The sequence below is a fragment of the Brevibacillus sp. FSL K6-2834 genome, from assembly GCF_038592925.1.
GTDB classification, from domain to species: domain Bacteria; phylum Bacillota; class Bacilli; order Brevibacillales; family Brevibacillaceae; genus Brevibacillus; species Brevibacillus borstelensis.
Genome location: NZ_CP151945.1, coordinates 4,053,154 through 4,073,376, shown reverse-complemented (window position 1 = coordinate 4,073,376; position 20,223 = coordinate 4,053,154). Strand labels below are relative to the sequence as shown.

At 54.3% G+C, this 20,223-nt stretch carries 13 protein-coding genes; all 13 read left to right on the top strand.

Annotation, left to right across the window (positions count from 1 at the left end):
* The first annotated feature begins 73 nt into the window (after positions 1 to 73).
* A complete protein-coding gene (locus NST96_RS20170) occupies positions 74 to 3,193 on the top strand; it encodes a DNA translocase FtsK (RefSeq protein WP_342404335.1) in 3,120 nt (1,039 codons plus the stop codon).
* Between the two features lie 133 nt (positions 3,194 to 3,326).
* On the top strand, positions 3,327 to 3,722 hold the full coding sequence (locus tag NST96_RS20165) for a hypothetical protein (protein ID WP_340701472.1): 396 nt from the start codon (positions 3,327 to 3,329) through the stop codon (positions 3,720 to 3,722).
* Between the two features lie 815 nt (positions 3,723 to 4,537).
* Positions 4,538 to 5,935 (top strand): aspartate kinase, encoded by a 1,398-nt coding sequence (locus NST96_RS20160; protein ID WP_172920714.1) that lies wholly within the window; start codon positions 4,538 to 4,540, stop codon positions 5,933 to 5,935.
* 656 nt (positions 5,936 to 6,591) lie between these two features.
* Positions 6,592 to 7,851 carry a diaminopropionate ammonia-lyase gene (gene dpaL, locus NST96_RS20155; RefSeq protein ID WP_031933138.1) on the top strand — a complete coding sequence of 420 codons (1,260 nt, stop codon included), beginning with the start codon at positions 6,592 to 6,594 and terminating at the stop codon, positions 7,849 to 7,851.
* Between the two features lie 33 nt (positions 7,852 to 7,884).
* The gene (locus NST96_RS20150; RefSeq protein WP_342404334.1) at positions 7,885 to 9,369 is read left to right on the top strand and encodes a sigma 54-interacting transcriptional regulator; all 1,485 of its coding nucleotides are present in this window, start codon (positions 7,885 to 7,887) and stop codon (positions 9,367 to 9,369) included.
* Between the two features lie 77 nt (positions 9,370 to 9,446).
* On the top strand, positions 9,447 to 10,013 hold the full coding sequence (gene lepB, locus NST96_RS20145) for a signal peptidase I (protein WP_085974956.1): 567 nt from the start codon (positions 9,447 to 9,449) through the stop codon (positions 10,011 to 10,013).
* Between the two features lie 121 nt (positions 10,014 to 10,134).
* Positions 10,135 to 11,634, top strand: a complete 1,500-nt coding sequence (locus tag NST96_RS20140; RefSeq protein WP_003389114.1) for a helix-turn-helix domain-containing protein — start codon at positions 10,135 to 10,137, stop codon at positions 11,632 to 11,634.
* A 153-nt stretch (positions 11,635 to 11,787) separates the two neighbouring features.
* Positions 11,788 to 13,458: a urocanate hydratase gene (gene hutU / locus NST96_RS20135; RefSeq protein WP_024982884.1), complete on the top strand. Its 1,671-nt coding sequence runs from the start codon at positions 11,788 to 11,790 to the stop codon at positions 13,456 to 13,458.
* Positions 13,459 to 13,463: 5 nt separating this feature from the next.
* The gene (hutI, locus tag NST96_RS20130; protein WP_122957919.1) at positions 13,464 to 14,741 is read left to right on the top strand and encodes an imidazolonepropionase; all 1,278 of its coding nucleotides are present in this window, start codon (positions 13,464 to 13,466) and stop codon (positions 14,739 to 14,741) included.
* Between the two features lie 156 nt (positions 14,742 to 14,897).
* On the top strand, positions 14,898 to 16,244 hold the full coding sequence (locus tag NST96_RS20125) for a YjiH family protein (RefSeq protein ID WP_003389117.1): 1,347 nt from the start codon (positions 14,898 to 14,900) through the stop codon (positions 16,242 to 16,244).
* A 203-nt stretch (positions 16,245 to 16,447) separates the two neighbouring features.
* Positions 16,448 to 17,434, top strand: coding sequence for a glycerophosphodiester phosphodiesterase family protein (locus NST96_RS20120; protein ID WP_039071312.1), 987 nt, complete (start codon positions 16,448 to 16,450; stop codon positions 17,432 to 17,434).
* A 242-nt stretch (positions 17,435 to 17,676) separates the two neighbouring features.
* Positions 17,677 to 18,240 (top strand): glycerol-3-phosphate responsive antiterminator, encoded by a 564-nt coding sequence (locus NST96_RS20115; protein WP_003389120.1) that lies wholly within the window; start codon positions 17,677 to 17,679, stop codon positions 18,238 to 18,240.
* A 285-nt stretch (positions 18,241 to 18,525) separates the two neighbouring features.
* Complete coding sequence (locus NST96_RS20110; RefSeq protein WP_003389122.1) at positions 18,526 to 20,190, top strand: glycerol-3-phosphate dehydrogenase/oxidase; 1,665 nt, start codon at positions 18,526 to 18,528, stop codon at positions 20,188 to 20,190.
* Positions 20,191 to 20,223: the final 33 nt, after the last annotated feature.

The window sequence follows — 20,223 nt, the reverse complement described above, 5'->3', positions numbered from 1 at the left end:
GAGGTGTTTCGTGGTAAGATTGTAGAAAGCGAAAGGTTATGCTAAGAGGTTATGCAAGAAAGGACGTTGCAACATGTGGTCGTGGCTTCACAAGCTGATGAGTTTTATTCGCGGAGACGAAAGTGAACAACAGGAACAAGGGCATACAGAGCAATACGTTCGTCCTTCAACAGGAGTGTCTGGCGGCAAAGTGCAGGCAAGAACGCGGAGCATTTACCCCAGAGAGCGGGAAATCGAAGAGACGGACGAGCCGTTCCGCAGAAGGAAACAGCGACAATTTAAATTTCCGGTCATACCTGATGAAAAACAGACCGAAAAACGGACAGAGCAGGCTCCGCCGACAGAAAATCCGGCAGATGCCGTGGCGAAAAGAAGGGCTGAGAGAGCGCGCGCGACTGCGGGAAAAGGTGAACCGGAGCGGCGGCGTGCAACAACATCTGACAGCAATGAACAGACCAGACAGGCGGAAGAGGCCGTTGATACGGTAAGCCGGACCGCCCAGCCTTTGGAGACCAAGCGCCCCTATAAACCTTCAGAGGTCATTTCACCTGTGTTTGGAAAGGTGACTGCTGAGACAGAGGACGCTGATCATCGGATACATACGACAGCCGGAGTCCATTCTTCCCGGGAGCTGATCAATGAACAACAGGCGAGGATGCGGGAGCTGACTGCCTCAAGCCACGCGGAAAGAGCAGAAGCGGATGACCGGTCGGAAGCATCTTCCGACCTTGTACTGGAGATGAACAGCGAGCCGGTGGTACAGCTTCCTGAAAATGAAAAGACCGAAACGGTAGTGAGCGAAGCCGCAGATATTCGGGTGGAAGACGGCATGCAAGAGGAAGAATCGTTTGCTCACAGCGTCCATAACCGGGCGCAAGCGCCGCACTTTTTGGACGTTGACAACGCTGGAGGTCAACCTGCCGATCCAGCAGCCTCCGGCCACATGCAGCCGGCAAGCACTGGTCAGCCGGGAGAAGAGTATAGCGTGACTGTTGGCGAGATGCTTGAAGCAGCAGCTGCACTGGACGAGGCGGAATTTGATTCAGGCGAAGCCGAGGATAATGGCGTGCGGGCTGCAGTTGATTCAGATGCGGAAGGATTTGCTGAAAAGCTGACCGCAGAAGAGCCAGTGGCGGAGGAGCCGGTTGGAAAGTTGACTGTGGAGGAGCCAGTGGCGGAAGAACCGGCTGAAAAGCAGACCTCAGAGGAGCCAGCGGCAGAAGGATCGATTGAACCAGCCGCAGTAGAACCAGCCTCGAAGCAATCGGGAGAAGAACAGCCGATTGTCTCTGTATCGAATGCCGGCATGCCGTTTATCGGGAAAGAGACCAACGCGGAACAGAAGGAAGCGGAACAGCCTGTAGAGGAACAGACTGCGCAGGAGATGAGCGCTTCTCCCCGGGCAACGATTCAGCCGGGTCTGGAAGGCAGCCGTTCCCAGGAGAAGCGGGAAGAGATCGGCTCCGCAAAAGACGAGTCTGTGAACAGTTCTTCGCAAAGCGTTCCGCCGCATTCCTTTGCGAATCCAGCCAACAATTTGCAAGGGGTCGCGCCAATTGCTTCAGCAGCCGAGTTGGCGGCCAGTCTGGCTGCATACGCTGCGGAAAAAAGCGAGCCGTCATCCGCACCGCAGAAAGAGACAAACGAAGCAAATCCACAGCAGCGGCAAGCTGCCGATGTCACCCCACAGCAGGGGCAAGTTGCCGTCGTCAACCCACTACAGCGGCAAGCTGAAGTCGTCAACCAACAACCGGCTCCGCAACCGGACGAGCAACCGTTATTGCCGTATGCGAGTCCGTCCCTTGAGCTGCTTGCCCCATCGCCAGAGCAGGATGACGATGACGACGAGCATACGCAAATACAGAAGCTGCTGCTGGAAGAGACGCTGAGCAATTTCAACGTAAACGCACAGGTCGTCGGCATTGTGAAAGGTCCTTCGGTGACCCGTTTTGAAATACAGCCTGCGCCAGGGGTGAAGGTGAACAAGATCACCAGTTTGATCGATGACATCAAGCTCAATCTCGCTGCCAAAGACATTCGGATCGAAGCTCCGATCCCGGGACGGAACGCTGTCGGCATCGAGGTCCCCAACTTGAAAAGCCAGCCGGTGCTGATCAGCCGCATTATCGGGTCCGAGAAATTTTTGCAGCATTCGTCGCCGCTGGCTGTTGCCCTGGGTATGGACATCGGCGGAGAGCCGATCGTCGCGGACATCAAAAAAATGCCGCACGGCTTGATTGCCGGTTCGACCGGTTCAGGAAAGAGCGTCTGCATCAACTCGATCATTGTCAGCCTGCTGTATAAGGCGACACCGGAGCAGGTGCGTCTGCTGCTGATCGACCCGAAAATGGTTGAGCTGGCTCCGTACAATCATCTGCCCCATCTGGTTACGCCGGTGGTGACTGACGCGAAGCAGGCGACGGCTGCGCTCAAATGGGCGGTGGAGGAAATGGAAAAACGGTATGCGCTGTTTGTGGATGCGGGAGTGCGCGATATTGACCGCTACAACCAAACGACGGATCAGCCGCTGCCGTACATTGTCATTGTCATCGACGAATTGGCCGACTTGATGATGGTTTCCCCTCAGGATGTGGAAGACTGCATCATCCGAATCGCACAGAAAGCACGTGCATGCGGTATTCATCTGCTTTTGGCGACACAGCGCCCATCCGTTGATGTCATCACCGGGAACATCAAGGCAAACGTCCCTACGCGTCTGGCCTTTGCCGTCTTTTCTCAGGTGGACTCGCGGACGATTCTCGACCAATCGGGAGCGGAGCGCTTGCTCGGGCGGGGCGATATGCTCTTTTTGGAAAGCGGAACGACACCGATTCGCCTGCAAGGAAACTATGTGACGGACGAAGAGATCGAGGCCGTCACCCAAGCGATCAAAAGGCAGCGAAAACCGGCGTACCTGTTCAGCAAAGAGGATTTGGAGCAGCAGGTGCAATCATTCGATATGGGGGACGACCCGTTGTACCACGAGGCACTGCTGTATGTTGCCGATCAGGGACAGGCTTCTGCTTCGGCGCTGCAGCGCCGTTTCCGCGTAGGCTACAACCGGGCGGCTCGCCTGATTGAGATGATGGAAGCCGACGGCTATGTAGCCGGACAGAGCGGCGGAAAGCCTCGCGCTGTGTTGATCACGCGTGAAGACGCTGAAGCGTTGACGGAAGGGACATCGCTGTTTTAGCAAGTTCATCAGGGGGCCTGGTGGCCGGGATGTTATTCTCGGTAACAGGCCGTCTTTTTTTATTGCATGGTTGCTCAAAGCGATTGTTCGTTGTATTCTGAAAAGTATGAGAAAAGGAGAGGCGGGGATTGCGATGGATTTGGTCCAGAAAAAATATCAACGCATGGATGAGCATACCGTCCTGTTTAACGAGGAGTATTACCTCCGCGTCATGAAGCTGTCCATAGACGGCCTGGATGCTGCTGCGAGAGAGGAGCTGTTTACGCATCTCTACTCCTTCGAAAGTGCTGACATCGAGCTGGAAATCGATATTTCGGAGGAGGAGCAGGGCAAGTGGTACTTGCAGCTTCTCGTCCCGCATGTCTTCACCTTGCCAGAGGCGGCAAACAAGCGCTTGACGCGGGGAGAGGAACAACTTGGCGAGCATCTGTCTGGACAATCTCAGGCGGCTTTCACTTTTCGTCTGGCAGAGGAGGAGCTGTATCATTACGTGAAGAGGTACAATCCGAATCTGAATGTGACCGCATGACCTGCATGATCTGATGTGGCACAGCTTTTTAACTTGTTTGGGGCTAAATCCTTGGGGGCTTGCCCCTTTTTTGTTTTGAGAACGGGGCCGGGGCGGGAAAAGCGTGTTTTTCTGCTTGGCTCCGGGCTCCGTTTGCATAAGAAGTGTGAACTGTCCGCTCCGGAGCGTTTCGCGGGGGAGCTGCCGGCTTGTATGTACAAAGTGGAAAAGGAGCTGCTAGTCTTGCGCAGCTCCTTCGTTGTTTATGAAGCACTTCTTTTTCCTGGGAAGCAAAAGTGATCATTTAACTACAATAAATTCTTCATGATTGAAAATCATTGTAGTTGCTGTACGTCCTTCCGCTGTAGTGCCTGACAGGGCTATTACAACGCCTTTCTCATTTTTACTCGTATCCCCCTCCATAACAACACGGAGCATGTTATTGCCGCGGAAGGTATTCGGTCCGGAACGCACTCTTAGAAATGCACAGTTTCCTGCGGGTATGGTAACCGTTCTGCGGAAAATTCTAATCTCTGGGGGTAGATGGGTATGATTGTCTCTCTCGACAAACATGAACCGATATATTTACAGCTGAACTAATGTTCGAAATGTTTTTTAGCCCGATTTGTAGAAACTTTATTACCCCCCTGCTATTCCGACGGCCGCGGCCCATATCGCGGATCATACAGGCTCTTCACCCCTTTCGCGAAGACTGTTCTTTGTGAAAGGGGTTTCTTTTATGTCCTTCTGAAATGGACACTTGTCTTTATGGGGTAAATAATTTAACCTATACTCATGCAGTTTGTGATCGTTATACACAGATGGAGGAGTCGGAGATGAAAGTTGCCAAATTTGGCGGGACCTCACTGGCGAGCGCCGCACAGATAAAAAAAGTATGCGAGATTGTCAAGTCGGATGAAGCGAGAAAGCTCGTCGTCGTTTCAGCACCCGGAAAACGGTACAAGGAAGATACGAAGGTTACCGATCTTCTCATCCGGTACGCGGAAGCGCGTCTGCAAGGCCAGCCCGCCGAAGAAGTTCAAAGCCGGATCATCGGCAGATATCAAGACATTATCCGGGAACTGGGCTTGCCTGTCGAGGCGGCGGAAGAGATCGCCGCACAGCTGAAAGAGGCGCTGCACTTCATACCTGCCGAAGATCCCGGCCGGTTCATGGACAGGGTAAAAGCGGCGGGAGAGGATACGTGCGCCAAGCTGGTAGCCCGTTACCTGCAAAGCCAGGGCAGGGAGGCTGTCTATGTAAACCCCAAGGATGCCGGTCTGGTCGTGACTGGAGAGCCGGGGAACGCTCATGTATTGCCTGAAGCGTATGAAAAGCTGCGCAGTTTGAAAAGCCAGTCCGGGATCGTGATTTTTCCGGGGTTTTTCGGATTTACGCCGGCGGGCGAGCTGGTCACCTTCTCCAGGGGAGGCTCCGATATTACTGGCTCCATTCTGGCTGCAGCCGTGCAAGCGGAGCTGTATGAGAACTTTACCGATGTCGACTCGGTGTATGTCGTGAACCCGAGTCTTGTAGAAAAACCGAAGGAAATCCAGGTCATCACCTATCGGGAGATGCGAGAGCTCTCCTATTCGGGCTTTTCCGTCTTTCACGAGGAAGCTTTGTATCCGGCGTATCAGGCGGGTATCCCCGTCTGCATCAAAAATACGAATAATCCGCAGGCACCAGGCACCATGATCGTCTCAGAGAGACCGTTCCACGAAAATCGGGTATCCGGAATCGCGGCTGACAAAGGCTTTTGCAGTATTTATGTGAGCAAGTATTTGCTCAACAAAGAGATCGGCTTTGGCCGCAGGCTGCTGCAAATCTTTGAGGAAGAGGGTCTCTCGTACGAGCATACGCCGTCGGGGATTGACAATATCTCTGTCATTTTGCGGGAAAAGGATTTTACCCCGCAAATCGAACAGCGGGTAGTGAACAGATTGAAACAGGAGCTTCAGGCCGAAGACATCATCGTCGAGAGAGGCCTTTCACTCGTCATGATCGTCGGCGAAGGCATGCGCCGTTCCGTGGGTACTTCGGCGCGAGCAACATCCGCTCTCGCCAGAGCCAAGGTCAATCTGGAGATGATCAACCAGGGCTCCTCCGAGGTCAGCATGATGTTCGGCGTAAAAGAGGTAGATGCGGACAGGGCCGTGATCGCGCTGTATGAGGAGTTTTTTGCCCAGTCCGAAGAGGCATTGGCAGACATGGCCGTGACGCTGAAAGCTTGAGCAAGGACGTTTGCAGAAACGAGCCAGGCCATACAGTCGATTTGTTCAAGGTCGTCCGAAAATAAATAACAAGCCCCCTTCAGAAACTGATGAGAATCGAATCGGAGGGGGGATTTTCTGTCCAGGACAAAAGAAACGGGATGGGAAAAAAGTATCGGTCAAGTTTTCCTCCTTCCCGCCATACGATTGTACTAACTATATAAATGGTCTTGTGTCGATAGGTGTAAGTACGAAGGCGGAGCGGCGATAGAGCTCACCAGTTCCCTGCTAAACGATCGGGACAAGACGGAGGTAGATCCATTTGCATACAAGGCGACAACCGCCAGATTTGGCCCGCAGTCTCTCAGTTACGTGATCATCGCCGAGCAGGAGCAAAAGCGGATCGCGGAGCTTTTGCGGCAGGCTGTGACCACCAAAAGCGAAAAGTCTCAAAAAGAGACGAAAGAATCAAAATGAGTCAAATATAGTATCGTTTTGATTCTTGTACGAAAAATGAAACCGTTCACTGCCTCCCCTCCTCCATGGCATGAGAGTTGCACAGAAATAAGCTCTGAATAGTCGATTCAGAGTATCGAATCAGAGCATCGATTCCAACCAATCGACTCAGCAGCAATGGAGCATTCCTTTATTGCGGGTAAACAAGGAGGAGAGAAATCATGTCAATGGAAACGGGTATTCGCTATTTTCTTCAAGAAACAGGGAACCAAACGATAGGCCGACCGCGAGAAGCGGCGACATTTTTGGATGAGGCCAAAACGCAGGAGGTCATCCGGTTCCACCGCTCCATTCACGGCTACAAGCCTGCTCCGCTTCATTTCCTGAAACACCTGGCTGAGCGTCTCGGCGTGAGAGCCATTTTTATCAAAGACGAATCCTACCGCTTTGGCCTGAACGCCTTTAAGGTGCTCGGAGCCACTTATGCGATCGGCAGACATTTGAGCGCCCGGTTGGGGATTCCGGTCGAAGAGGCGAGCTTCGAGCTGCTTCGTTCGGCTGAGGCAAAGCAAAAGCTCGGAGCCGTAACGTTCGTCACTGCGACCGATGGGAATCACGGCAGAGCGGTCGCCTGGGCAGCGCAGCAGTTGGGACAAAAAGCAGTCGTCTTTCTGCCAAAGGGATCGGCAGAGCAGCGGGTGGAAGCGATTCGGCAGACAGGAGCCGAGGCGCATGTGACAGATGGCAATTACGACGAAGCTGTCCGCTTGTCGAGAAAAATGGCCGAGGAAAACGGCTGGCAGGTCGTCCAGGATACCGCATGGGAAGGCTATACGGACATCCCGCGATGGATTATGCAGGGCTATACGACGATGGCCAGGGAAGCGCTGGAACAACTCGAGGAGTCCGGAGAGCCTGTGCCGACACATGTTTTTCTGCAGGCGGGGGTTGGCTCGATGGCTGCAGCCGTGCATGGCTATCTGCAAAGCTGTTTGGGAGATCAGGGGCCGGCCACCATCATTGTCGAGCCTCATACGGCAAATTGCTTGTACCAGTCGGCACAGATAGGCGACGGTGCTCCGCATACGGTAGACGGTGATCTGGAGACGATTATGGCCGGGCTTGCTTGCGGAGAACCGAACCCGATCGCCTGGGAGATTTTGCGCGATCATGCCGCAGCTTTCGTGAGCTGTCCCGATTGGGTAGCGGCGACCGGGATGCGAATGCTGGCAGCTCCCCCGGGAGATGACCCCCGCATCATTAGCGGTGAGAGTGGAGCGGTAGGACTCGGCTTGCTTGCGGAAATCATGCGGTCAGGTGAGCTCTCTGCGCTGCGGGAACATCTCGGGCTGGGCAAAGACTCGGTGATCCTGCTCTTCAGTACCGAGGGAAATACGGATGCGAAACAGTACGAAGACGTCGTATGGGGCGGAAAGTATCCACTTGTTCCAGATCCTTCTTGTGCCTCCCGCCAGCTATAATGGAGGGAGACGGAAAACGAGAGGGGATGCGCTGTGTCATTGCGGGAAATAGCCGACTCGGTTCAACAGATTGCGGAGGCAGTCGCGTCCGTATTGCACGTGGAGGTAGAGATAGCTGACCATCAGTTGCTGCGAATCGCCGGTACAGGCAAGACTGAGCCGGGCAGATTGCAAGCGATGGCCGGAGAAGATTTTGTCTACCAGGCAGCGCTCAGGACGGGTCAGCCTGTCGTGATCGACAGCCCGGGTACCGATCCGCTCTGTCGTCCTTGCATGCATTACGGGAATTGCGCGGAAACCGGGGAGAATTGCTGTCCGATTCGGGTGAACGGGATTGGCGTGGGAGTGATCGGGCTGCTCGCCTTTGATCAGAAACAGCGGGATCGGCTTTTTTCCGATGTGGACTCCATTTTGCTTTTCTTGCAAAAAATGGCAGAGCTGATCGCGATGCAAATAAAAGAACATCAGATGTATCGGGAGCAGCAGCTTGCCCTGGAGAGACTGCAGGCGGCTATGCAGCAGGATGATGCGTTTGCCGAGATAACCGGAACCAGCGCCGTAATCACACGGGCGAAAGAGATGGCAAGACGTGCGGCAGAGAGTGATTCCACCGTCCTGCTTCTGGGGGAAAGCGGCACGGGAAAGGAATTGTTCGCACGAGCGATTCACAAGGCCAGTCCCCGCAGAAACGAACCGTTTGTTTCTCTCAACTGCGCCGCCATTCCCGATACTTTGATGGAGAGCGAGTTTTTTGGATACGAAGAGGGGGCGTTCACCGGAGCCCGCAGAGGAGGAAAAAAGGGACTGTTTGAAACGGCTGACAAAGGGACGATTTTCCTCGACGAGATCGGGGATATGCCGATGCATTTGCAGGGCAAGCTGCTGCGTGTCCTGCAGGAAAAGCAGGTCGTCCGCGTGGGAGGAGAGGGCCAGCCCGTCGGTGTCGACGTAAGAGTGGTGGCGGCGACCCATCGCGATCTCGCCCAACTGGTCAGAGAGGGCGCCTTCCGGCAGGATCTGTATTATCGTCTGCATGTCATCCCGATCCATCTGCCTCCGCTAAGGGAGCGCAGGGAAGATATATTGCCTCTGGCCCACCTTCTTTTGCAGAAAAACGCTGCACGTTTGGGAAAACAGCTAAACGGCTTTACGCCGGAGGTACAAGCCAGGTTCGTCCAGCATGACTGGCCCGGTAACGTACGGGAGCTGTCCAACGTCGTCGAGTATGCGTCCACGATGGAGCATCGCTTGTTCATTTCTCCGGAAAATCTCCCCGCCACGTTGTGGACAAGCCCATCTGCTGAAGGCAAGGCCCAGCCTGTCGTCGGGCCGGGAGAAGGCTCAAGCTGGAATCTAAAGCAGATCGAGCAGCGCACAATCAGGCGGGTCATGACTCACCTGGAGAGAGCAAACAGGCCGAAAGAGGAAGCGGCGCAGCTTTTAGGGGTCAGTCGGGCGACTTTGTTCAGGAAATTGAAAGAAATGAGAATATGTGAACGGTCTCACAGAGATCCATAATTTGGTATATTTTTGGCTCCGCCGCCATTTTATGCTATGATAGCTTTCGAGGAAATTTTGAAAATCGAAAGGCGGGGTTGCCGGTGAAGCTAAGAGAGATCTGGGAATGGGTCCGTTCATTGGCATTTGCGCTAGGACTTGCGCTTGTGCTCGGCATTTTTGTGTTTCAGCCGTTCAAGGTAGAAGGGCATTCGATGGACCCAACCTTGCAAGATCAGCAGCGAATCTATGTATCGAAGCTGTCCCATACGTTTTCGTATTTGCCGGACTACGGCGATATCGTGGTAATTGACAGTCGCGTGGATCGAGAGCGCAGCTTTCAGGATGACCTGGTCGGCCATCCGCTCATCCATCTGTTTTTGGGAAAAGAGAACGAAAATTTCATGTATGTAAAGCGTTTGATCGGCAAGCCGGGTGACGTCATCGAGATTAAGGACCATCAGCTCTATCGAAATGGCGAGAAGCTGAGTGAGCCCTACATCAAGGAAAAGATGGAGGGAGAAGACGGGAAATGGGCCGTGCCGGAGGGCCACATCTTCGTCATGGGAGACAACCGCAACAACAGCCTGGACTCCCGCGAGATCGGCTTTGTCCCGTTCGATCATGTCATCGGCAGCAAAATAGAATGGAAGGTTGGAAAGTAAAAGGGTTGCCATTTTGGCAGCCCTTCCCTTGTCTGACAGAATTTCTGCCGGCAAAGCCGGATTGCGAGGAATCCCATGCAGGGCATAACCCTGCTAGTCTCACGGAACAGGAGGAGATCGCATGACGACGCTTTTGATCGCGGACCGGGACGCCAATGAACGGACGGGCATCAGTTGGCTTGTTTCCACATGTGCCATCCCCTTTGACGAGGTTGTCACCGCCGGGACGGCTTCCGAGCTGTTCCGCGTCCTCGAAGGAACAAGGCCGGATGTCGTCTGCGTCGAGCTGGACATGGTGTCCAAGGAACAGTGGGAGCGACTGAAAATGCTGACCTCCCAATACCGGCCGACAGTCATTGTAACAACAGCGGAGGCCACCTTTGAGCGCGCCGTACAGGGCATCGAGCTTCACGCCATCGACCTGTGGGTCAAGCCGCAAACTCCCGAGCATATCCGGCGTGTCCTGACCCGCTGCTGCCAGGACAGGACGGTGGCCCGAAAAGCAAGCGAAGTGCAGACTGACCATTACGGATCGGCGGTATCGTACCGCAGTCTGTTTTTGCCTCTGGAAACGCCGGGAAGGGGACTTCAGCTGATGCTGCTGCAGCTCGAGGAGACAGCGCGGCACGGGGATTTGCTGACATTTTTGGAGACATATCCGTTTCGGGACAAGCCTGCTCTTTTGCCGCTGAGCGACGTGATCGTCTGTCTTTTCGATCTGAAAAACGAGGCGCCTCTCGCTTCGCTGCTGGAAGTAGGAAAACGGCTGCTGATGGACTGGGAAGCGCAGCATTCGGAGTCGCTTTCGCTCGTTTTGTACGACGCCGAGGATCAAATGCTCAGTCTGCACCAGAAGTACAGGTATGCCGTCGAAGCGCTGGACATCCGCTTTTTCAAAGGATACCGGCAAATATCGGTGGTGGAGAACAAGGTGAACTGGGCGGTCATCGATCCTTTTCTGACTCCGGCGGAGCAAAGGGCGTGGATTGACATGCTCCACGACGGCGACCGCGAACAGGTGAAGCAGTGGATGTACCGCCAGTTCCTTCATAAAGAAGAGCCGTATCCCGAGCCGGGGCTGCTTCGTATCCGCCTGACCAGCATTTTGGCCCAGGTGAGAAGATTTATGAAGTCTCACTGTCTGGACGAAGGAGCGCTGGAGGATTGGTATCACCGCGTATTCGATACGATCTTATACACGCCGGTGCTCTATCGGATCGTCCAGGAGCTGCTTTTGTTCATCTACGAGCTGCTCGATTCCGCGACGACGAATCGCGAGGGAGCCCGCCTCGATATTATCGAGCAGGCCATCCGCTACCTGGAGGAAAACTACGCCCGCGCCGATTTGCGGCTGGAGGAGGCAGCGCGGCATGTGGACCGCAGTCCCGCCTATTTCAGCTCGCTTTTGTCAAAGCGTCAGGGAGTGTCCTTTCGCCAGCTGCTGACGACGATACGCTTGCGCGAAGCAGAGCGGCTGTTATTGGAGACGCGCCTTTCCATCCAGGAGGTTGCCGAGCGGACAGGCTTTGTAAACGCCAATTATTTTAGCAAGATTTTTAAGGAAAAGCGGGGGACAACCCCTCGTTCGTTTCGAAATCAAAAGAAAAGCAATAAATCGTAAATTTTTTTCTTTTTCTGGTTGGAAGCGCTTCCGGTTATCCGAAATCTCCGAAAAAACCGAAAGGAAATCGAAATAAGGATGCCTGTTTTTCCCCGATTGGTCTCTTCTATACTACATATACAAAGACCTATTGGGGAAAGGGCAGGTGCAATGATGACGAAGACACAATCGATTCAAGAGTTGATCCAGCAATATTCAGGTACAAAGCTTCATGCCAAGGGATGGGTACAGGAAGCGGCGCTTCGGATGCTGCTCAACAATCTGAACGAGGAAGTGGCGGAGCGCCCTGAGGATTTGGTCGTGTACGGCGGCATTGGCAAGGCAGCCCGGAACTGGGAATGCTTCGATGCAATTGTCGAAACATTGAAAAACCTGGAGAGCGACGAAACGCTCCTGATCCAGTCCGGCAAGCCGGTTGCCGTATTCAAATCGCATGCGGATGCGCCGCGCGTGCTGTTGGCCAACTCCAATCTGGTGCCGCGCTGGGCGACCTGGGACCACTTCAACGAGCTCGACAAAAAGGGCTTGATGATGTACGGACAGATGACCGCCGGCAGCTGGATCTACATCGGCAGCCAGGGAATTGTGCAGGGGACGTACGAGACATTTGCCGAGTGCGCCCGTCAGCATTTCGGCGGTACGCTGGCAGGCACGATCACAGTAACTGCCGGTTTGGGCGGTATGGGAGGCGCTCAACCGCTCGCGGTATCGCTCAATGGCGGGGTGAGCATCAACATCGAAATCGACCGCACACGCATCCAGCGCCGTCTGGAAACGCGCTATCTCGATGTGATGACAGAAAGTCTGGATGAAGCGATCGAGATGGCGAAGGAAGCCAAAGCGGCCAAGAAGGACCTGTCCATCGGTCTTCTGGGCAACGCCGTAGACGTCCTGAACGAAATGCTGCGGCGCGGCTTCATCCCCGATGTACTGACTGATCAGACGTCCGCCCACGACCCGTTGAACGGGTATATTCCGGTCGGCATGACGCTGGAGGAAGCGGCAGCACTCCGCAAGGCTGATCCGAAAGCGTACGAGGCGAAAGCGGTGGCGAGCATCGCCGAGCATGTCCGCGCAATGCTGAAGCTGCAGGAGCAGGGTGCCGTTACCTTCGACTACGGCAACAATATCCGTCAGGTGGCGAAAAACGAAGGCGTGGAGGATGCGTTCCGCTTCCCGGGGTTTGTACCCGCGTACATCCGTCCGCAGTTCTGCGAAGGCAAAGGTCCGTTCCGCTGGGCGGCGCTCTCGGGTGATCCGGAGGACATCTACAAGACAGACGAAGTGATTCTCCGCGAGTTTTCCTATAACACGCACTTGTGCAACTGGATTCGCATGGCCCGCGAAAGGGTGTCCTTCCAGGGACTTCCGGCGCGCATCTGCTGGCTGGGCTACGGCGAGCGGGCACGCTTCGGCAAAATCATCAACGACATGGTGGCCCGCGGCGAACTGAGCGCTCCGATCGTGATCGGCCGCGACCACCTGGATTCCGGCTCTGTCGCTTCTCCGAACCGGGAAACGGAAGCGATGAAGGACGGCAGCGATGCAGTTGCGGACTGGCCGATCCTGAACGCCCTGATCAACGCGGTAGGCGGAGCAAGCTGGGTATCCGTCCACCACGGCGGCGGCGTAGGCATGGGGTATTCGCTGCATGCCGGCATGGTCATCGTGGCTGACGGAACGCCGGAAGCAGAGAAGCGCCTGGAGCGCGTCCTCACGACCGACCCGGGCATGGGGGTAGTCCGCCATGTGGATGCAGGCTATGATCTCGCGGTGAAGACAGCCAAGGAAAAAGGCGTCAAAATCCCGATGCTAAAGGAGTAAGCGCCATGAACAACAAACCTGTATGGATTCGCCGGGCCAGCCAATTGGTGACGCTGGCCGGCGGTTCTGCCGCACCGGTGACAGGCAAGCGAATGAATGAGCTGGGAATCATCGAGAACGGCAGCCTCTGGATCGAAAAAGGCCGGATTGAAATGGTCGGGACGGATGACGAGCTGCAAGCGGCGTATGAGGGGCGAGCCCATGAGGCAGAAGTCATCGACGCGTCCGGCAAGCTGGTAACGCCGGGTCTGGTTGATCCTCATACCCATCTCGTCCATGCCGGAAGCCGTCAAAATGAATTCAACATGCGCTTAAACGGCGCTACTTATATGGAAATCATGAACAACGGCGGGGGCATTCACGCGACGACAGCCGCGACCCGCGCTGCTGATCACGCGACCCTGTTTGCCGAGAGCAAGAAGCGGCTCGATCAATTTCTCCTCCACGGGGTCACGACTGTAGAAGCGAAAAGCGGCTACGGCCTCACTCTCGAGGATGAGATCAAGCAGCTCGAAGTGGCACAGCAGCTGGACCAAGCGCATCCGATTGACATCGTCAGCACTTTTATGGGAGCGCATGCCGTCCCTCGCGAATACAAGCACGATCCCGATGCTTTCGTCGAGCTGGTGATTCGCGAAATGCTTCCCGAAGTCGCCCGCCGCAAGCTGGCAGAATTCAACGACGTATTCTGCGAGCGCGGAGTGTTTACCCCCGAGCAGTCCCGCCGCATTTTGGAAGCAGGCGTGGAGTATGGACTCAAAGCAAAAATTCACGCCGATGAAATCGAGCCGTATGAAGGAGCCGAGCTGGCTGCCTCCATCGGCGCCGTATCGGCTGACCACCTCCTGCGCGCTTCTGACAAAGGCATTCAAATGATGGCAGAAGCGGGCGTCATCGGTGTCCTCCTGCCGGGGACCGCCTTCTTCCTCATGGCGGAGTCGGCCAATGGCCGGAAGATGATCGACGCGGGAATGGCCGTAGCGATCTCGACGGACTGCAATCCAGGCTCTTCGCCGACTGTTTCCACGCCGCTGATCATGAATCTGGGCTGCCTGAAAATGGGCATGACCCCTGCGGAGGTATTGACAGCCGCGACGATCAATGCGGCCCACGCGATCAGCCGCGGCGGGCAGATCGGCAGTCTTGAGCAGGGCAAGCAGGGGGATGTAACGATATTTGATGTGCCTGATTACATGACCCTGCAATATCGATACGGCATCAACCACGTTCACACAGTTGTGAAAAAAGGCATCACGGTAGTAAAAGAAGGACGGTTGGCGTAAAGCGTCATAACCCGGTCCAGAAGAGAGAGTGCGAGGGGGCACTCTCTCCTCGATTGGGTGATGGCAGGCAGCCTGTGCCGTTTGAAAAAGAGAGATAGCAGTTATCTGGATAGGAAAAGGGAGAGGGACCGACAACTCAGCCAGAGGAGGACCCTTATGGACTATCATCCGCAAAACGGGCTTGCTGCAGAAACGAATCCGGCCACTGCTCCAGCTACGCCGGCCAATGTATGGAAGTTTCTCATTTTCAGCTTGATCGGCATTTTTATGTTCTTTATCCCGATAACGGTAAACGGAAATTCCTCCATCCCGCTGGACCATATCGTCACCTGGCTGCGGGGCACTGTCCCGGGCGTCATCCCTCTGTATGCTTTTGTGGTGATCCTGCTCGGAGCGATCTATCCGTTCGCTACAGGCACGTGGAAGAAAAACAAGGTGAACATTGTCTTTTCCTTTCTCAAGGTGCTGGGTGTGATCGTAGCGGCTCTGATCTTCTTTCAGATCGGACCAGCCTGGCTGATGGACAAAGACATGGGGCCGTACCTGTTTGAAAAGCTCGTGATACCGGTTGGGCTGGTCGTTCCGATCGGTTCCATTTTCCTGGCTTTGCTGGTCGGCTACGGCCTGTTGGAGTTTATAGGCGTACTGGTTCAGCCGATTATGCGTCCCGTATGGAAAACACCAGGCCGCTCCGCTGTCGATGCGGTGGCCTCGTTTGTCGGCAGCTACTCGATCGGCCTGCTTATTACAAACCGCGTCTTTAAGGAAGGCAAGTATACGGTCAAGGAAGCGGCGATCATTGCCACCGGCTTTTCCACGGTTTCTGCCACATTCATGATTGTGGTGGCGAAGACGCTTGATCTGATGGCCTACTGGAACCTTTATTTCTGGGTCACGCTTGTGGTTACGTTTTTGGTGACGGCTGTGACCGTCCGCATCTGGCCGCTCAGCAAGATGAGCGACGAGTATTACGATGGCAAAGGGGACCCGGAAAAGGCGGTGACCGGACGCAGGCTCCAGCATGCCTGGAGCGACGCGATGCACGCCGCCCAATCGTCGATGTCGCTTGGCCAAAACATCTGGGTGAATCTGCGCGACGGCTTTATCATGACGATGGGCATCTTGCCTTCGATCATGTCAGTGGGCTTGATCGGCATGGTGCTGGCCCAGTTCACGCCTGTTTTTGACTGGCTGGCCTATTTGTTTTATCCGGTCACGTGGCTGCTGCAGCTTCCTGAGCCGTTCCTCGCGGCCAAGGCATCCGCGATCGAAATCGCCGAAATGTTTTTGCCCGCGCTGATTGTGACCGGAGCGCCCCTGATCACCAAGTTTGTGATCGCGGTAGTCTCTGTCTCGTCTATCCTGTTCTTCTCCGCCACGATTCCGTGCATCTTGTCTACGGAGATTCCGATCAGCATCCCGCAGCTGATCGCGATCTGGCTGGAGAGGACGATTCTCACGCTTGTGTTTACGACCCCGCTCGCTTATTTGTTCTTGTCGTAGGACCGTAAGAAAACAGAATGACCGCAAAGAAATGAGCACAGGCTGGTTGCACTTGTAAAAGAGGCAGCCAGCCTTATTTTTTCAAGGCACGTGTACATGCGATTGGTTTTCAACCGCTGGGAGAGCTGTAGCCGGATTAGCCATATGGAGAAGGTTCATGATATTCTTGCTTTACATCATGCAATCTACAACAGGAGGACTCGATGAAGAAGCTGAAAAAAATGCTGAAGAGCAAATTCGTTTTGTGTCTGCTTGTGCTGGCTGCATTTGTCTACATAAACAACAGCTCTCTGTTTACAAAAGCGAGCAATGAAGCTCCGCTGCTGCTGGCCCATCGGGGTATGGCCCAAACCTTTCATATGGAAGGAATTACAGGCGAGACGTGCACAGCGGAGAGGATTTACGAACCGGAGCACCCGTTTCTGGAGAACACGATCCCGTCTATGGAAGCGGCTTTTCAGGCTGGAGCCGACATTGTCGAATTTGACGTTCAGCCCACCAGAGACGGCAAGTTCGCCGTTTTCCACGATTGGACGCTAGGCTGCCGGACCAACGGACAAGGGGTTACGCGCGAGCATACCCTGGAAGAGCTGAAGCGATTGGATATCGGGTACGGCTACACAGCCGACCAAGGAAAAACATATCCGTTTCGCGGAAAGGGAATCGGCTTGATGCCGTCGCTGGAAGAAGTGCTGAACCATTTTCCCGAGCAATCGTTTTTAATCCACGTGAAGAGCAACGATCCGACCGAAGGAGAGCAGCTCGCCGCCTTTCTCTCTGGATTGCCCGCCAGCCAATTGGAGCGGTTGACTGTGTATGGCGGAGATGAACCGATAGCGGCCCTGAAGGAAGGCTTGCCCAGCGTCAGAGTGATGTCGAAAGCAACGATGAAAAGCTGTCTGATCCCTTACATTGCTGCAGGCTGGACAGGCTACGTTCCAGCCGCATGCGAGCATACGCAGCTGCATATTCCCGAAAAAATCGGCCCTTGGCTGTGGGGATGGCCGACTCGTTTTCTGGAGCGCATGGATAACGCCCACACACGCGTTATCGTGGTGGGAGGAGACGGAAGCGACTTTTCAACCGGATTTGATACCCCCGAGGATGTAAAGCGGCTGCCTTCCGGCTATACCGGCGGCATCTGGACAAACCGGATTGACCGAATCGGTCCTCTCTATCAACAGAAATAACATGCTTTGCGGGGAGTGCGGCTCCATTCAGAGCAATTGACAACGGTTACACGATCTGCTTAAATCAAACTAAGTTAATACGAAGTGACGGAGAGATGGAGACCCACTGTTGAATTCCCCGATGAAGGGGAGTTTGCAAAAGGTGGGTTTTTTTCTGTCTGCAAGCTGTTTTGCAGTAAGATGGAAATGATCGATGCATCCTAGTTGGAGGAAGGACGTTATCGGAAGAAAGGTGGATCTTGATGAATTTTAACGGCCAAAAAATACTTCCTGCTGCCCGCCATATGAAGGATTTTGATCATATTTTGGAATCCCCCTACGAATACGGGGTGTTTCTGGATACGCATATCGCGCAATTGAAAGGCTTGTATGACATGGCAGAGAAACATAAGAAGAAAATGTTTTTGCATGCCGACCTCGTGCAAGGCTTGAAAAACGATGAGTACGCCGCGGAATTTCTCTGTCAGCAAATCAAGCCGGCGGGATTGATTTCAACCAGGTCGAGCGTCATTTTAAAAGCGAAGCAAAAAGGGGTATTGGCGATTCAACGTATTTTTTTGCTGGATACCAATGCATTGGAAAAAAGCTATTTGCTTTTGGAAAAGACGCAGCCCGACTTTATTGAAGTCCTCCCGGGCGCCATGCCTGCGATCATAACAGAAGTGTTTGAACGAACGAAGATCCCGATCTTGGCAGGGGGACTGATTCGAACGATTGATGACGTGAACATGGCCTTGCAAGGGGGAGCTTCGGCTATTACCACCTCCAATCGGAAGCTCTGGGAGCATTTTGCTCCGAAAGGCTGAGGTGCGTTTCGGAGCTTTACAAGGCGGACGTTGTCCAAAAATGGTCGCCTCGTCCTTTGGTACAGAGGCATTCGCGGCCCTGGAAAAAGCTGCAGTAATGCAGCCGGGCTGGAAACGAGCGGTAATTGCAGCTATGGCTTTTATCGGAAGGCATATTATGTTATATTATTGTATAAGTTAATATTTCGTCTGGAGAATCGGAGAGACCTCAATGCATTATAGTTTAGCTATAGTGTTCGTTGGGGTCTCTTTTTGTTTTTCTGTACAACCTCGGGAGGGAATGAAATGGCAGAGACATTTTCAAGTGCGCAGAGAACAAAGAGATTGGAAGAAATGAACAATCAGCTCTTTGACCTCGTGGTGATCGGAGGAGGAATTACCGGAGCGGGCATTGCCCTTGACGCGACAACGAGGGGCATGAAGGTTGCCCTGGTCGAAATGCAGGATTTTGCTGCGGGAACGTCCAGCCGTTCGACCAAGCTGGTCCACGGCGGCCTGCGCTATCTGAAACAGTTTGAAGTGAAGATGGTTGCGGAAGTCGGACGGGAGCGGGCAATCGTGTACGAAAATGGCCCTCACGTGACGACACCGGAATGGATGCTGCTGCCGATCCACAAAGGCGGGACCTTCGGCAAATTCTCGACATCCATCGGCCTGCGAGTCTATGATTATTTGGCCCAGGTGAAAGGCTCAGAGCGCCGGAAAATGCTGAATGCCCAGCAGACTTTGGCCAAAGAGCCGCTGATCAAGCAAAAAGATTTGTTGGGCGGAGGGTATTATGTAGAATACCGTACAGATGATGCCCGTTTGACCATAGAGGTGATGAAAGAAGCCGCCGAGCGCGGGGCGCTGCCGGTGAACTACGCCAAGGTTGAGGAATTTTTGTACGAAAACGGCAAGGTGAACGGCGTCAAGGTCGTCGATCAGCTGGACGGCACCGAATACAAGCTGTACGGAAAGAAAATCGTAAACGCGACAGGACCTTGGGTAGATACGCTGCGGGATCGGGACAACTCCAAGAAAGGAAAATTCCTGCAGCTGTCAAAAGGGGTGCATCTCGTCATCGACCAAAGCCGCTTCCCGTTGAAACAAGCTGTCTATTTTGACACGCCCGACGGACGCATGGTGTTCGCCATCCCTCGCGACGGAAAAACATATGTAGGGACAACCGATACGTTCTACAAAGAGGAGATTTCCCATCCGCGGATGACGAGTGCCGACAAGCAGTACTTGCTTGATGCGATCCGCTATATGTTCCCTGCGCTCGATATCAAAGACGAAGACGTCGAATCAAGCTGGGCAGGCGTTCGCCCGCTGATTTACGAAGAAGGAAAATCCGCTTCGGAAATCTCGCGCAAAGACGAAATTTGGCAATCCGATTCGGGATTGATCACCATCGCCGGAGGGAAGCTGACGGGGTACCGGAAAATGGCCGAGATGGTCGTCGACATGGTCGCTGATTTGCTGCAAAAAGAAGGAAAAGGGACATTTGGACCTTGTGCAACGAAGCATATGCCTATTTCCGGCGGAAAAGTGGGAGGCAGTGCGAGCTTGCCCGCCTTTATCGAACGGAAAACCGAAGAGGGAACGAGATACGGCTTTACCCGTCAGCAAGCAGAGCGGCTGGCCCGTTTCTATGGCTCCAATGTAGATGAACTGTTCCGCTTAGCCGAAGGGCACGCCCAGGAGGCCGCGGAGTCCGGTCTGCCGCTTGACTGGTTCGTTTCGCTGCGCTATGCGATGGAAGCGGAAATGGCAGTGAAGCCGGTCGATTTCCTCATCAGACGGACGGGTGCTCTGTTCTTCCGGATCAACGAAGCGAAACAGTGGAAGGATGCCGTGGTCGCGTACATGGCCAGCCATCTGGGGTGGAGCGAATCGCAAAAAGATGCGTATCTGCAAGAGATGGACATGCATATGCACGATGCGGTCACGCCGCTGGAGGCGTAAAAACTTCAGGACACCATAAAAGACAACGGAACG

Bases quoted from the DNA above. Each gene is read 5' to 3' on its own strand.
- hutI (WP_122957919.1), top strand. From the start codon at position 13,464: ATGAACAACAAACCTGTATGGATTCGCCGGGCCAGCCAATTGGTGACG.
- NST96_RS20110 (WP_003389122.1), top strand. From the start codon at position 18,526: ATGGCAGAGACATTTTCAAGTGCGCAGAGAACAAAGAGATTGGAAGAA.
- NST96_RS20125 (WP_003389117.1), top strand. From the start codon at position 14,898: ATGGACTATCATCCGCAAAACGGGCTTGCTGCAGAAACGAATCCGGCC.
- NST96_RS20120 (WP_039071312.1), top strand. From the start codon at position 16,448: ATGAAGAAGCTGAAAAAAATGCTGAAGAGCAAATTCGTTTTGTGTCTG.
- hutU (WP_024982884.1), top strand. From the start codon at position 11,788: ATGACGAAGACACAATCGATTCAAGAGTTGATCCAGCAATATTCAGGT.
- NST96_RS20170 (WP_342404335.1), top strand. From the start codon at position 74: ATGTGGTCGTGGCTTCACAAGCTGATGAGTTTTATTCGCGGAGACGAA.
- NST96_RS20140 (WP_003389114.1), top strand. From the start codon at position 10,135: ATGACGACGCTTTTGATCGCGGACCGGGACGCCAATGAACGGACGGGC.
- dpaL (WP_031933138.1), top strand. From the start codon at position 6,592: ATGTCAATGGAAACGGGTATTCGCTATTTTCTTCAAGAAACAGGGAAC.
- NST96_RS20160 (WP_172920714.1), top strand. From the start codon at position 4,538: ATGAAAGTTGCCAAATTTGGCGGGACCTCACTGGCGAGCGCCGCACAG.
- NST96_RS20115 (WP_003389120.1), top strand. From the start codon at position 17,677: ATGAATTTTAACGGCCAAAAAATACTTCCTGCTGCCCGCCATATGAAG.
- NST96_RS20165 (WP_340701472.1), top strand. From the start codon at position 3,327: ATGGATTTGGTCCAGAAAAAATATCAACGCATGGATGAGCATACCGTC.